The following is a 12990-nucleotide window of genomic DNA, read 5'->3' as shown; positions in this document are numbered from 1 at the left end:
CGAAAGCTATCGATCCCGCGCCGCTCGTGCTTCAGAGCAGCGCCTCGATATCCGCCGCCAGCGCCTGCGGCGCGGTACGCGAGGAATAGCGCCGCACCGTGCGCCCCTGATCGGCGATGAGGAACTTGGTGAAATTCCACTTGATGGCCTTGCTGCCCAGCAGGCCGGGCGCGCGCTTCTTCAGCTCGATGAACAGCGGATGGGCGTCGCCGCCATTGACCTCGACCTTGGCGAACAACGGGAAGGACACGCCGAACCGACGCTCGCAGAAGGTGGCGATCTGCGCCTCGCTATCCGGCTCCTGTCCGCCGAACTGGTTGCACGGAAAACCGAGCACGACCAGGCCACGCTCGCCGTAGCGCTGCCAGAGCTCCTCCAATCCCTTGTACTGGGGCGTGAAACCACATTGGCTGGCGGTGTTCACCACGAGCAGCACCTTGGCATCGAAATCGGCGAGCGTCTTGTGCTCGCCGTCGATGGTGACGCAGGGAATATCTAACAGAGGATCGCGCATGCTGGTTCCTTGCGGCTCAGACTTCGCGGGGCTTCAAGTCGAGCGAGGCCGAATTGATGCAATAGCGCAGACCGGTCGGTTTAGGGCCATCGGGGAACACATGCCCCAGGTGGGCGTCGCAGCGAGCGCACCTGACCTCGATCCGGTGCATGCCATGACTGAAGTCATCCAGGCTGGCGATCGCCGTATCGCTTACCGGCTGGAAATAGCTGGGCCAGCCACAGCCGGAGTCGAACTTGGCATCGGCATCGAACAGTGGCGCATCACAGCAGACGCAATGGTAGACGCCCGGCGTCCGGGTGTCGTTGTACTTGCCGGTGAAGGGGCGCTCGGTGGCGCCGAGCCGGCAGATCTGGAACTGCTCATCGGACAGCTCCTCACGCCAGGCGTCGAGCGGTTTTTCCAGCTTGTCCATCGGTAGCCTCCTCGGGGTCTGTTCGCGTTTCGTCCCATGGCCACGACATGGCGCACCGGTTGTTTGGAACGCACACGAAGCGCAACAGCACGCTATATAAAAAAGGCCGATCTGTACCTTTTCCGGTGGTCGGGCCGCACGTATCATGCCTCCCTCTTCGACGCCTAGTCTGGCAGCGGGGTTTCCGACTGCCAAGGCGCCCGGGTTCATGCCAAACGTGACCAGCCATTTCCGGAACTGGCACGTTTTCACTTCGGGACACTCAGGATCATGCAGGTCAGCAAATCGAACAAGCTCGCCAATGTCTGTTACGACATCCGTGGGCCAGTGCTCAAGCACGCCAAACGCCTGGAAGAGGAAGGCCATCGCATCCTCAAGCTGAACATCGGCAACCCGGCGCCGTTCGGTTTCGAAGCTCCGGAGGAAATTCTCCAGGACGTGATCCGCAACCTGCCGACTGCCCAGGGCTACAGCGACTCGAAAGGCCTGTTCAGCGCCCGCAAGGCGATCATGCAGTACTACCAGCAAAAGCAGGTGGAAGGCATCGGCATCGAGGACATCTATCTCGGCAACGGCGTGTCCGAGCTGATCGTGATGTCCATGCAGGCGTTGCTCAACAACGGCGACGAAGTGCTGATCCCCGCTCCGGACTATCCGCTCTGGACGGCCGCCGTGAGCCTGGCCGGCGGCAAGCCGGTGCATTACCTCTGCGACGAACAGGCCAACTGGTGGCCCGACCTGGCCGACATCAAGGCCAAGATCACGCCAAACACCAAGGCGCTGGTCCTGATCAACCCGAACAACCCCACCGGCGCGGTCTATCCGAAGGAAGTCCTGGAGGGCATGGTGGAGCTGGCTCGCCAGCACAAGCTGGTGCTGTTCTCCGACGAGATCTACGACAAGATTCTCTATGACGCCGCGGTGCACATCTCCACCGCCTCGCTGGCGCCGGACGTGCTCTGCCTGACCTTCAACGGCCTGTCCAAGTCCTATCGTGTCGCCGGCTTCCGCTCCGGCTGGGTGGCCATCTCCGGCCCCAAACACAAGGCCCAGAGTTATATCGAAGGCCTGGATATCCTTGCCAACATGCGCCTGTGCGCCAACGTACCGTCGCAGCATGCGATTCAGACTGCACTGGGCGGCTATCAGAGCATCAATGACCTGGTCCTGCCGCCGGGTCGGCTGCTCGAGCAGCGCAACCGCACCTGGGAGCTGCTCAACGACATTCCCGGCATCAGCTGCGTCAAGCCCATGGGCGCGCTGTATGCGTTCCCGCGCATCGATCCGAAGATCTGCCCGATTCACAACGACGAGAAGTTCGTGCTCGACCTGCTGCTTTCCGAGAAACTGCTGATCGTCCAGGGCACGGCATTCAACTGGCCGTGGCCGGATCACTTCCGGGTGGTTACCCTGCCGCGCGTGGATGACCTGGAGCAGGCGATCGGACGCATCGGCAACTTCCTCAAGACCTACCAGCAGTAACCGAATGGATCTGCAGATAGACGACTTCTACAAGGACGCCGCGGGCGGTCTGCTCGCGTTGTATCAGGCGTTTCCACGGAAGATCGCGCTGTATGTGGAAGACCTGATAGGCCGGGAAGAGCCGGACGAGTTCGGCCTTCCCTCCAAACGCCACCAGAGCTGCCTGGGCGCCCTGCTCTGGCTGGCCGACGAAGGCTATTTGCGCTTCGAGAGCACCATCCAGTTCCTCGCACTGGACCAGGCTGTGCTGACCGAGAAGGGTTTCATTCGCCTGACCCGCGCCGTCCCCGGATACCTGGCGGGCGACCGCAGCCTGCCTCCCAGCGTACTGCGCATCCAGGCCAGTCTCGCCCATCAGCTTCGCGACGCACTGAAAACCGGTCACAGCGAGCGCATCGCCCATCTTGCCCGCTTGCTGTTCGAAAACGACACCGGCTCGCCGCTGCACTCCAGCCTTGGCGCACAAGCGACATAGCTTGAAATAGTCGCTCGGTTGAATAGCTCAAGGGCGCACCTTATATAGCCTATCGTTCTTCAAATCCTACCCTGGAGTCTGCCGCAACATGATGCGCATTTTCTTGTTCCTGGCCACCAACCTTGCGGTCCTGGTCATCGCCAGCATCACCCTGAAGCTGCTCGGGGTCGATCGCTACACCGGCCAGAACTATGGCAGCCTGCTGGTCTTCTGTGCGGTGTTCGGCTTTGCGGGATCGCTGATTTCGCTGTTCATCTCCAAGTGGATGGCGAAGATGAGCACACGCACGGAGATCATCAGCCAGCCGCGCACCCGCCATGAGCAGTGGCTGCTGCAGACCGTCGAGCAACTGTCGCGCGAAGCCGGCATCAAGATGCCCGAGGTCGGTATCTTCCCGGCCTACGAGGCCAACGCCTTCGCCACCGGATGGAATCGCAACGACGCGCTGGTAGCCGTCAGCCAGGGCCTGCTCGAACGTTTCTCCCCGGATGAAGTGCGCGCGGTGCTGGCGCATGAAATCGGCCACGTGGCCAATGGCGACATGGTCACCCTGGCGCTGATCCAGGGCGTTGTGAACACCTTCGTCATGTTCTTCGCACGAATCTTCGGCAACTTCGTCGACAAGGCGATCCTCAAGAACGAGGACGGCCATGGCATCGGCTACTTCGTCGCGACGATCTTCGCCGAACTGGTACTGGGCATCCTTGCCAGCATCATCGTCATGTGGTTCTCGCGCAAGCGTGAATACCGCGCCGACGAAGCCGGCGCGCAACTGGCCGGCACCGGCGCTATGATCGGCGCCCTGCAGCGCCTGCGGGCCGAACAGGGCCTGCCGGTGCACATGCCCGATTCGCTCAAGGCGTTCGGCATCAACGGCTCGCTCAAGCACGGCATGGCCGGCCTGTTCATGACCCATCCCTCTCTGGAGGATCGCATCGAAGCCCTGCGTCAGCGTGGCTGAGATCGACCGAGTGGTACCGGGGCGACGCAAGTCGCCCTTTTCGTTTGTCTATGCAGATTCAACTCCGCATAGAAGGAATCGCCATGCGCCGCCTCATCTTCGTCTGCTGCGCCCTGCTCGCCCTCGCTGGCTGCCAGAGTGCCTATTACTCCGCAATGGAAAAAGCCGGCATCCACAAGCGTGACATCCTGGTCGACCGGGTGGAGGACGCACGCGACTCGCAGCAAGCCGCCAAGGAACAGTTCAAGGATGCGTTGGAACGCTATCGCAGCGTGGTAGAGGTCAAGGGCGGCGACCTGGAGAAGCGCTATGACGCACTGAACCGACAGTACGAGGCGAGCGTCGCCAGCGCCCGGGATGTGCGGGCCCGCATCGACGCGGTGGAAGACGTCGCCAATGCTCTGTTCAAGGAATGGGAGAGCGAACTGAAGCAGTACAGCAATGCCAGCCTGAAGGCTGCCAGTGCGAAGGAGCTGAGCCGTACCCGTGCCGAATACCGGACGCTGCTGCAACGCATGAAGGCAGCCGAACAACGCATCGAGCCGGTGCTCAGCGTACTGCGCGATCAGGTGCTGTTTCTCAAGCACAACCTCAATGCTCGCGCGATCAGCGCCCTGCATGGCGAGTACCGCACGCTGCAAGGCAATGTCGACCAGTTGATGGCGGACATGCAGCGCGCCATCGACGAGGCCGACACCTTTATCCGCAGACTCCAGGCGGACAGCTGAGCGCAGCGAGCGGCAACGGCGGTCAACCCCGCCGTTGCAGCCGGTAAAACTGTTCTTGCAGGCGCTGCAGCCCACGCTCACGCATCTTCGGATTGCGCTCCAGCACTTCCTTGGCCTCCAGCTGCTGCACGTCCCACGCGCCGTCGTACAACGTGCTCACTTCCGCATGGCTGACAGCGAACGGCGGGCCATCCATTTCCGCCTGGTCGTAATCGAGCGCAACCAGCAATTGCTGGCAGCCGGCCGGCAGAATGTTCGTCAGCAACGCGGCGTAGCGCTGGCGCATCGCCGGCGGCAGCGCAATCAGCGCGGCGCGATCGTAGACGCCCCGGCAGTCGGCAACGTCTTGCGCCGCCAGCGCAAAGAAATCGCCACAACGGATCTCAAGCCTGCCGGATCGATAGACTTTGAATGCGCCGACCTGCGAAATCTCCGCCTCCAGACCTTGCTCGGCGAAAAACGCCTCGACGGCTTTCTGGCTCAGCTCCACCCCCAGTACGCGATGGCCCTGCCCTGCGAGCCAGGCCAGGTCCAGGCTCTTGCCACACAGCGGCACCAGCACAGCTGCTTCCTCGGGCAAAGCCAGCCGCGGCCAGTGACGGCGCAAGCCGGGATGGACGTCTTCGAGGTGAAAACCGATTTCGTTGCGAGCCCAACGTTCTTGCCAGAAGTTCTGGTGCACCTGCGCGCCTCCGCTGCATGAAAGCCGCAGCTTAGCAGAGCCATTGCGACCCCGGCTCAGCTGGCGTAGAGCAACGCTTCCACATCGACCCCGGCGTCGCGCATCTGTGCCAGCTTGTAGCGCAAGGTTCGCGCACTGATGCCCAGCCGGTCGGCGGTCTCCTTGCGACGCCCGCGTTCGGCGCGCAGCGTGTCGATGATCAACTGGAATTCGCGCCGCCGCAGATCATCACCCAAGGCGGAACCGACTTCGCCATCAGCGGCAGAGGCCTCGCTCGGCAGTGGCGCTGGATTACTGGCAAGCGGCGCACCGACAGCACCAGCAGAGCCGAGCAGGCAGAGATCTTCGGGCTGAATGACACCACCCTGCTGAAGGATCAGCGCACGCTGAATGGCATTGTCCAGTTCACGCACGTTACCCGGCCAGCCGTGTTCGAGCAGGCAGCGTTGCGCCGCCGACGACAACCGAGCCGGTACCTGTCGCATCTTTAGGGCATGGCCCGCCAGCAGGCGCTCGGCCAGCGGCAGGATATCGGCCGGACGCTCGCGCAGCGGCGGCCAGGCCAGGGGAAAAACGGACAATCGATAGAACAGGTCTTCGCGGAAGCGCCCGGCGGCCACCTCAGCGGCCAGATCGCGGTTGGTGGTCGCAAGCACCCGGATATCCAGGGCAATCGACCTTCGCCCGCCAACCCGCTCCACCTCGCGCTCCTGCAGCACCCGCAACAGCTTGGCCTGCAGCGCGAGCGGCATCTCGGAAATCTCGTCGAGCAGCAGCGTACCGCCATCGGCCTGCTCGAACTTGCCAGGCTGACTGGCGATGGCCCCGGTGAAGGCGCCCTTTTCGTGGCCGAACAGCGTCGCCTCCAGCATATTGTCCGGAATAGCGGCGCAGTTGATGGCGATGAACGGCTTTGCACCACGCGGCGAGCGCTGGTGGATATAACGTGCCAGCACTTCCTTGCCGGTACCCGACTCGCCGGAAATGAGCACCGTCGAGTCGCTTTGCGCCACGCGCGCAGCAAGATCCAGCAGCCGCTGGCTGGACGGCTCGCAGGCGATCGGACCCTGTGCCTCCACCGGACCGAGGGCGCCGTTGACGTGGCGACCCAGCAGTTCGAGCAGTGTGCCGGGCTCGAAGGGCTTGACGAGGTAATCGACCGCCCCCTGACGCATCGCCTCCACCGCCTTCGCCACGGCGCCAAAGGCCGTCATCAGCAGCACCGGAATCTGCGGATAACGTTTGCGAATCGAGGCGAGCAGCTCATGGCCATCCATACCCGGCATGTTCACGTCGCTGATGACCAGACCAAAGGGCTCCTGCTCCAGTGCGATGAGTGCGGCTTCGCCGCAGTCGACGGCTCGATGTGCATAGCCGCCCAGTTCGAGCGTGATACCCAGTGCTTCTCGCAGGGATGGATCATCTTCGACCAGCAGTACTTTCGCAGCCATCAGCTCACACGACCTTCTGAACGATAGGAATCAACGGCAACGCAACGATGACGCAAGTGCCGCGACCTGGCCGGGAACGCAGGCGCAGCTCGCCTTGATGGGCACGGGCGACAGCCTTCGCGACCGCAAGCCCGAGGCCGGTTCCATTGTCCCGGGTAGTGAAGAACGGCTCGCCCAACCGCCCCAGGATGCCAGCCTCTATGCCGCGGCCGTTATCGCTGATGCACAGGTGCAGCGTGGCATCACGCCGATACAGATGAATCTTCAAACGACATGCGCCACTGCAGGCCTGCAAGGCGTTCTGGACAAGGTTGAGCAGTGCGCCGACCAGTGTGTCGCGGTTGCAAAGAAGCTCGCCGCCTTGCGCATCGTTCTGCCAGCGCACGGCGACATCTCCCAGTTTCGGCTCCGCCGCCGCGCGAAGAGCGGACAGCAGCTCGGCCGGGGTCACGCGGTCGTTCAGCGGCAGATCGCCCCGGGCGAACACCAGCATGTCGCGAACCTGGTGCTCCAGCTCGTGCAGGCGCGCTTTCAGACTGCCGGCGAAACGTTGCTGCTGTTGCTCGCTCAGGCCACCTTGCTCAAGGTGGCTTGCATACAGCAGCGCGGTGGAAAGCGGTGTGCGAATCTGATGGGCTAGCGATGCCACCATTCGCCCCAGGGACGACAAGCGCTCATGGCGCGCCAACTGATCCTGCAGACGCCGGGTTTCGGTAAGGTCGGTCAACAGCACCAACTGGCCGGGCTCGCCGCTGAGGGAACGAGTGGCGATCGACAGACGGCGTCCGTTGCGCAGGGAAATCTCATGGCCATCATCCTTGCGCGGGGCGAAACTGCGGACGATGACATCGCGCCAGTTGACACCCACCAGGGGCTCACCCAGAAGCTCCGAGGCCACAGGATTGGCGTCGCGCACCACCCCTTGGCCATCGATGACGATCACGCCGCCCGGAAGCAGGTCCAGCACGTTCCGCAGTCTTTGAGCGAGCCGCTCCTTCTCCTCGAGCTCGTGGCGACGCTGCGCCCCCGCCTCGGCAAGCTGGTCCCGGAGCTCAGCGACGTGTGCCTGCAAAAGCCCCTCGGACTCGCCCAGCTGCCCGGCAAGCTCTCGGAAACGCTCGAGCGAGCCTGTGAGGTCCACGGCATCGGTGGGCTCAAAGGACGCTATGGACGGCCTGGTGACGAAATTCACTGATTCACTTGCGCCTGTCAAAAGATGGTCGGTCAAGTGAAACCAGCAAGGTTCATGCCCGCGGCGTCATCCGCTGATGCGTCCCAGAAACGCAAAAGGCCACCCGAAGGTGGCCTTTGTCATGCACGAATATTACTCGCCCAGTTCGTCGTCGCGGCGGTTCATTCCATATTTGCGCATTTTCTCTACCAGCGTGGTCCGCCGGATGCGCAGCCGCTCCGCGGCACGGGCAACCACACCACCGGCGTCTTCGAGCGCCTGATGGATCAGCCCCTGCTCAAGGTTGCCGAGGTACTCCTTCAGGTCCAGCCCCTCGACAGGGAGCATGGCCTGCGCCTCAGGCACCACCATCGGCGCGCTGATGGCGGCACGCTCTTCCATCTCGTCATGCAGACTGGTTGCGTACTGCTCGTCGTCATCATCAACGTGCCGGAACTTCTTCGGCAGCTCCATTACACCGATCACACCATAAGGATGCATGATCGCCATGCGTTCGACGAGATTGGCCAATTCGCGAACGTTGCCCGGCCAGTCGTGCCGGCAGAGCGACATGATGGCAGCCGAGTTGAACCTGATGGAACCGCGCTTCTCGTGCTCCATGCGCGAGATCAGCTCGTTCATCAGCAGTGGGATGTCTTCCACACGCTCGCGCAGCGGCGCCATTTCGATCGGGAAGACGTTCAGGCGATAGTAGAGGTCCTCACGGAAGGTCCCCTCTTCGATCATCTTTTCCAGATCCTTGTGGGTCGCGGCAATGATCCGAACATCGGCATTCTGCGTGCGGTTGCTGCCGACGCGCTCGAATGTGCGCTCCTGCAGTACACGAAGAAGCTTGACCTGCATGGGTAACGGCATGTCACCGATTTCGTCGAGGAACAGCGTACCGCCCTCGGCCAGCTCGAAGCGCCCTGCCCGCGCGGTGATCGCGCCGGTAAAGGCGCCTTTTTCGTGTCCGAACAGTTCGCTTTCCAGCAATTCTGCCGGGATAGCACCGCAATTGACTGGAACGAACGGCCCCTGGCGCCGCTTGGAATGGTAGTGCAGGTTACGCGCGACCACCTCCTTGCCGGTACCGGATTCGCCGAGGATCAGCACGCTGGCCTCCGTATCGGCGACCTGCTCCATCATCTGACGGACATGCTGCACCGCTCGGCTGGTGCCAACCAGGCTGCGGAAAAGATTGGGTTCGCGCTGCCGGCCGCGCGTCTTGGACTCGTACATTTCGCGGTAGATCTGCGCCCGGTGCAGCGAGTCGAGCAGCTTGTTGTAGCTGGGCGGCATTTCCAGGCTGGTGAGGACCCGGCGTCGAATCTCCTCGGGCCAGTCGGCCGGTGCCGGCTCGCCAATCAGCATCAACGGGACGTTCTCATCCCATTTGCTCATCTGCTTGATCAGCTCGATGGCGCCCCCCCTGGTGGTCACATCCCCCAGCATGACGCCATTCACGACTCGACTGGACTCGAGGCCGGCGACAGCGTCCTGCCATTCACTGCTGGAGCAAGCCAGATGATCCTCACTGAGAAAATTCAGAATGACCGTCAAATCCCGCCGACGGTCACGATCATCATCTATCAACAAAATCTTGGTTTCACGCCACATCTTGTTTATAGGGCTCTTTAGAGGCTGAAAGAAAGCCTGCGCTCGCATCCATGGAAATAAAGGCGATCACACTTCATGGCAGATGAAACGTAGATTAATGAAAAAATGAACTGAGTCAAATTTATGGCGTGAATTAACGACCAAAGAACGAGCCGGAAATCAGAGTGTTGTGAAACGCCCAGCAGCTCAACCGGTCAGTTGCGCGCAAGATCGTGGACAAGATAGGGATTTACTAAGCAGTACGCGTCAAACAGATGACCGCCAACGCCGCACTGGCGACATAATGCCACATACTTTGTAATGATAAAAAGCGAGAGGTCGTGACTGGAGCCGAGGACGGTCGGGAACGCTGCACACAAGCATGTTGCGTTCGGCATTCAACCGAACAGCTGGTAGACCTTGGCGCCCTGCTGCGACTGATTGAGCTGACGCAGTTCGCCTGCCACCCGGGCCTGTTCGATCTGGCAGGTCATGACCAGTTCGCGATAGAGATCGAGCAGCTCCTGCAAACGTTGCCGGACAGCTCCATCATCACGCTGATGTTCGCGCATCGCCTCATCGACAGCGCTGCGGCACTCGCGGTCGAGCATGCCGATGGCCGACCAATCCTGCTGCGTCAGCGCGTCGCGCAGTGCGGTGCCGGTTTCTTCTAGGCGCTTGACGGAAGCATTCATGTTCGACTCCGGGGCCTGAGCCCGATGCGGCGGTCTTGCCGAGCCAGCGGATACGTTGCAAAGCAACGGTGCTGAATCCTTATCGGCAATCGACGCTCAGCCTTTAGACCGAACGGCAAAAAGACTGCTCGGCGTGCAGCTCAGTAGCGTTCGCGCAACCCCGGCGGCACGCTGGGCGGTGCAACCGGTTCCCAAGGGCCATCCGGGCGCGCCGCGCAGAACCAGTCGCCATCCCAGCGATAGTAAAGGCGCTCGCGATAGTACAGCTCGCGCCCCTCCACCACATAGACACCCAGGCGATTGTCCCAATGAGCCGCCACGTGCGGCGGCGGCGCGTAACGCGGATGGCTTCTCTGCGTGGCTGGAGCCCTGGGTGCCGGTGGCGCCTTGATAGGCGGTGGCGCGATGACCGGACCGGAGGGCTCCGGTGCCCGCGGAACCGGTGCAGGTGCCGGTGCCTGCGGTGCAGAATCGTACGGATTCCCAGCACAGGCGCCGAGCAACAGCGTCAGACCAATCAGCGCGGCCCGCAGAACAATGCGCGCAGGAGCAAACGGGTTCGCTGTTGGCTTCAGGTTCATCTCCACCTCTACTGGGATCAGGGCGCCTCGGCGCGATCGATCATCAACCGCACGGCGTTTTTATCACCGCGAGTCTCGAGCGCCTCGCTTTGACCCATCCACTCACCCTTTGTTGCGTCACCCGTACGAGAAACCCGCGCCATCACCGTCACCTGCTCGACGCTGGAGATCTTGAGGGACGGCACCATCGCATCGGCGTCGCTCAGCGTGACGGTCGCCGGAAGATCACCGACCGTCAGGCGCTTGGCCGCCAGCGGAACCGGCGGTCCGTTCACTGCCCGCGCAAAAACGAAAACACTGTCCTCGGGCGATACCGTTTCCGCCACCTTCGGATCCAGCTGCACCTGGATTTGCAGCGCAGCGGCATGCGTGCTCGCCGCAGCCGGAGCCTCGCCTGCTGCAGCGTTGCCGGAACCGCCATCGACCTGCTGCCTGGCGCGTTCGATGCCGCCGCGGATGGCTTCGCGAGAAGGATCGTTCTCGGGCAACGCAGCCACCAGCTGCTCCCAGAAGCGCACGGCATCCTGATAGCGACCTTCCTCGTATGCCGCGATGCCGAGCAGGCCGAGACTGGTCAGTTCCTGCGGATCGGCCTGCAGCGCCTCATCGGTAAGCGCCTGCAGCTGTTCGGACCACTGCCGATCGCCGGCGAAGTATTGCGCCTGAGCCCACTGGCCAAGCAGTTCGGGCTGGCGTCCGGCAAGCTCTACCACGCGCGCGAATGCCTTGGCCGCATCGGCCGGGCGCTCCTGATTCATGTAGGTGCGCCCGAGGAAATACCAGGCTTCGGCCGAGTCGGGCTGCTCCTTCACGGCCTGCTCGAGATGAGCCGTCATTTCCTCGACGGTGCGTGGCTGTTCCGAGAACTGACGAGCCATCTGCACCTTGTCGCTAGCCCCCCAGTGCATGTACAACCCATAGCCCACCAGGGGCACCAGCACGGCTGCGATAAGCGGCACGCTACGACCCAACTTGGCGATTTTGGGGCTGTCGCTGTTTTCGGTGTCTTCCAACAACTCGCGCGCCGCGTCCGCACGCCCCGCCTCGAGCTGGGCATCGCTCAGTGTTCCCGCCGCGTGCTGGGCGGTGAGTTCAGCCAGGCGCTCCTCGTAGAGCGCAACGTTGAGCGCCGTACGGTCTTCTTCGGCCTGGGCGCGACGACCACGCAGGATGGGGAGCAGCAGGAAGGCCAGTGCCACCAGCAGCAGAGCGCTGGCGGCTATCCAGAAATCGGTCATGAGTCTTTTTTATCCAGCAGCTTGGCGAGACGCTCGCGCTCGGTCTCGGAAAGGGTGTTCGATGCAGGCGCCTTCTCGACGCGGCGGCGACGTACCAGGATCACGGCCAGAACACCGAAGCCCAGCACCAGCAGGCCCGCCGGGCCGTACCAGAGCAGCAGAGTCTTCGCATTCACCGGCGGGTTGTAACGAACGAAGTCGCCGTAACGGTCCACCAGGTAATCGACGATCTGGTCGTTGCTCTGCCCCTCCTCCAGCATGCGGAAGATTTCCTGGCGCAGATCCATCGCGATGGGCGCGTTGGAATCGGCGATGTTCTGGTTCTGGCACTTCGGACAACGCAGCTCTTCGGTCAACGTCCGGTAGCGCTCGCGTTCGGCCTCATCGCGAAACTCGTAGGTGTCGATCGCTGCCTGGGCCGTGGAAACCAGGAACAGCCCCAGCAGCGCAGCGTGGATCAATCGTTTCATTCGTCCACCAACTCCTGATAGAGCGCTGCGAGCTGCTCGCGCCAGACACGATCATCGATCACGCCGACGAACTTGTGACGGATGACGCCCTGCTTGTCGACCAAGAAGGTCTCGGGCGCGCCGTATACGCCCAGGTCCAGGCCCAGGCTGCCGCGCTCGTCACGAATGTTCAGCTGGTAGGGATCGTGAAATTCCTTCAGCCATTTCTGCGCCGCTGCGTTGTCATCCTTGTAGTTGACGCCATGGATGACCACGCCCTGCGCGGCCAGGCGATTGAGTACCGGGTGTTCGACCTTGCAGGCGACACACCAGGTTGCCCACACGTTGACCAGTGCGGGTTTGCCCTTGAGATCTGCGTCGGTGATCAGGCGCTGCTCATCTTCCACCGAGGGCAGCGAGAACGCGGGCAGCGGCTTGCCGATCAGCGCCGAAGGCAGCTCGGACGGATCGAGAAAAAGCCCCCGGTAGAGGAACACTGCCACCACCAGAAAAATCGCCAGTGGCAGCAACATCAGCAGTCTTTTCACA

15 protein-coding genes are annotated in these 12990 nt (G+C 62.4%); 4 read left to right on the top strand and 11 right to left on the bottom strand.

Features of this window, described 5'->3' with window-relative positions; all coding sequences use genetic code 11:
• Positions 1-31 precede the first annotated feature (31 nt).
• Positions 32-514, bottom strand: coding sequence for a glutathione peroxidase (locus ACVRRC_RS08865; RefSeq protein WP_011913647.1), 483 nt, complete (start codon positions 512-514; stop codon positions 32-34).
• 16 nt (positions 515-530) lie between these two features.
• Complete coding sequence (msrB, locus tag ACVRRC_RS08860; RefSeq protein WP_014597041.1) at positions 531-929, bottom strand: peptide-methionine (R)-S-oxide reductase MsrB; 399 nt, start codon at positions 927-929, stop codon at positions 531-533.
• Positions 930-1199: 270 nt separating this feature from the next.
• Here msrB and ACVRRC_RS08855 point away from each other — a divergent pair, with 270 nt between their 5' ends.
• The 4 genes from ACVRRC_RS08855 (at position 1200) to ACVRRC_RS08840 (ending at position 4575) form a co-directional block, all read left to right on the top strand.
• Complete coding sequence (locus tag ACVRRC_RS08855; RefSeq protein ID WP_151320048.1) at positions 1200-2411, top strand: pyridoxal phosphate-dependent aminotransferase; 1212 nt, start codon at positions 1200-1202, stop codon at positions 2409-2411.
• 4 nt (positions 2412-2415) lie between these two features.
• Positions 2416-2886 (top strand): hypothetical protein, encoded by a 471-nt coding sequence (locus ACVRRC_RS08850; RefSeq protein WP_045158418.1) that lies wholly within the window; start codon positions 2416-2418, stop codon positions 2884-2886.
• A gap of 88 nt (positions 2887-2974) precedes the next feature.
• Positions 2975-3847 carry a protease HtpX gene (gene htpX, locus ACVRRC_RS08845; RefSeq protein WP_014597043.1) on the top strand — a complete coding sequence of 291 codons (873 nt, stop codon included), beginning with the start codon at positions 2975-2977 and terminating at the stop codon, positions 3845-3847.
• Between the two features lie 83 nt (positions 3848-3930).
• The gene (locus tag ACVRRC_RS08840) at positions 3931-4575 is read left to right on the top strand and encodes a DUF2959 domain-containing protein (RefSeq protein ID WP_017243993.1); all 645 of its coding nucleotides are present in this window, start codon (positions 3931-3933) and stop codon (positions 4573-4575) included.
• Positions 4576-4597: 22 nt separating this feature from the next.
• Here the strand turns inward: ACVRRC_RS08840 and ACVRRC_RS08835 are convergent, their stop codons facing one another.
• The 9 genes from ACVRRC_RS08835 to ACVRRC_RS08795 form a co-directional block, all read right to left on the bottom strand.
• Positions 4598-5257 carry a thiopurine S-methyltransferase gene (locus tag ACVRRC_RS08835; RefSeq protein WP_472996871.1) on the bottom strand — a complete coding sequence of 220 codons (660 nt, stop codon included), beginning with the start codon at positions 5255-5257 and terminating at the stop codon, positions 4598-4600.
• 56 nt (positions 5258-5313) lie between these two features.
• Positions 5314-6708 (bottom strand): sigma-54-dependent transcriptional regulator, encoded by a 1395-nt coding sequence (locus tag ACVRRC_RS08830; RefSeq protein ID WP_019406803.1) that lies wholly within the window; start codon positions 6706-6708, stop codon positions 5314-5316.
• A gap of 4 nt (positions 6709-6712) precedes the next feature.
• Entirely contained in the window at positions 6713-7900 is a 1188-nt protein-coding gene (locus ACVRRC_RS08825; RefSeq protein ID WP_272884492.1) for a sensor histidine kinase, read from the bottom strand.
• A gap of 132 nt (positions 7901-8032) precedes the next feature.
• A complete protein-coding gene (locus ACVRRC_RS08820; RefSeq protein ID WP_014597048.1) occupies positions 8033-9499 on the bottom strand; it encodes a sigma-54 dependent transcriptional regulator in 1467 nt (488 codons plus the stop codon).
• 377 nt (positions 9500-9876) lie between these two features.
• On the bottom strand, positions 9877-10173 hold the full coding sequence (fliT, locus tag ACVRRC_RS08815; RefSeq protein WP_011913657.1) for a flagellar protein FliT: 297 nt from the start codon (positions 10171-10173) through the stop codon (positions 9877-9879).
• Positions 10174-10313: 140 nt separating this feature from the next.
• Complete coding sequence (locus ACVRRC_RS08810) at positions 10314-10754, bottom strand: hypothetical protein (RefSeq protein ID WP_011913658.1); 441 nt, start codon at positions 10752-10754, stop codon at positions 10314-10316.
• A gap of 17 nt (positions 10755-10771) precedes the next feature.
• On the bottom strand, positions 10772-11992 hold the full coding sequence (gene ccmI / locus ACVRRC_RS08805; RefSeq protein WP_472996870.1) for a c-type cytochrome biogenesis protein CcmI: 1221 nt from the start codon (positions 11990-11992) through the stop codon (positions 10772-10774).
• The gene (locus tag ACVRRC_RS08800) at positions 11989-12462 is read right to left on the bottom strand and encodes a cytochrome c-type biogenesis protein (protein ID WP_011913660.1); all 474 of its coding nucleotides are present in this window, start codon (positions 12460-12462) and stop codon (positions 11989-11991) included. The genes ccmI and ACVRRC_RS08800 overlap by 4 nt, the downstream gene beginning before the upstream one ends.
• Positions 12459-12989: a DsbE family thiol:disulfide interchange protein gene (locus ACVRRC_RS08795; RefSeq protein WP_014597050.1), complete on the bottom strand. Its 531-nt coding sequence runs from the start codon at positions 12987-12989 to the stop codon at positions 12459-12461. The genes ACVRRC_RS08800 and ACVRRC_RS08795 overlap by 4 nt, the downstream gene beginning before the upstream one ends.
• Between the last annotated feature and the right edge of the window lies 1 nt (position 12990).

The organism is Stutzerimonas sp. LR2 (assembly GCF_055755175.1).
Note: the sequence above shows the minus strand (reverse complement) of the source record. Positions and strands in the feature narration are given on the sequence as shown.

Bases quoted from the DNA above. Each gene is read 5' to 3' on its own strand.
- ACVRRC_RS08800 (WP_011913660.1), bottom strand. From the start codon at position 12,462: ATGAAACGATTGATCCACGCTGCGCTGCTGGGGCTGTTCCTGGTTTCC.
- ACVRRC_RS08820 (WP_014597048.1), bottom strand. From the start codon at position 9,499: ATGTGGCGTGAAACCAAGATTTTGTTGATAGATGATGATCGTGACCGT.
- ACVRRC_RS08840 (WP_017243993.1), top strand. From the start codon at position 3,931: ATGCGCCGCCTCATCTTCGTCTGCTGCGCCCTGCTCGCCCTCGCTGGC.
- ACVRRC_RS08850 (WP_045158418.1), top strand. From the start codon at position 2,416: ATGGATCTGCAGATAGACGACTTCTACAAGGACGCCGCGGGCGGTCTG.
- fliT (WP_011913657.1), bottom strand. From the start codon at position 10,173: ATGAATGCTTCCGTCAAGCGCCTAGAAGAAACCGGCACCGCACTGCGC.
- ACVRRC_RS08855 (WP_151320048.1), top strand. From the start codon at position 1,200: ATGCAGGTCAGCAAATCGAACAAGCTCGCCAATGTCTGTTACGACATC.
- ACVRRC_RS08865 (WP_011913647.1), bottom strand. From the start codon at position 514: ATGCGCGATCCTCTGTTAGATATTCCCTGCGTCACCATCGACGGCGAG.
- msrB (WP_014597041.1), bottom strand. From the start codon at position 929: ATGGACAAGCTGGAAAAACCGCTCGACGCCTGGCGTGAGGAGCTGTCC.
- ccmI (WP_472996870.1), bottom strand. From the start codon at position 11,992: ATGACCGATTTCTGGATAGCCGCCAGCGCTCTGCTGCTGGTGGCACTG.
- ACVRRC_RS08830 (WP_019406803.1), bottom strand. From the start codon at position 6,708: ATGGCTGCGAAAGTACTGCTGGTCGAAGATGATCCATCCCTGCGAGAA.
- ACVRRC_RS08810 (WP_011913658.1), bottom strand. From the start codon at position 10,754: ATGAACCTGAAGCCAACAGCGAACCCGTTTGCTCCTGCGCGCATTGTT.
- htpX (WP_014597043.1), top strand. From the start codon at position 2,975: ATGATGCGCATTTTCTTGTTCCTGGCCACCAACCTTGCGGTCCTGGTC.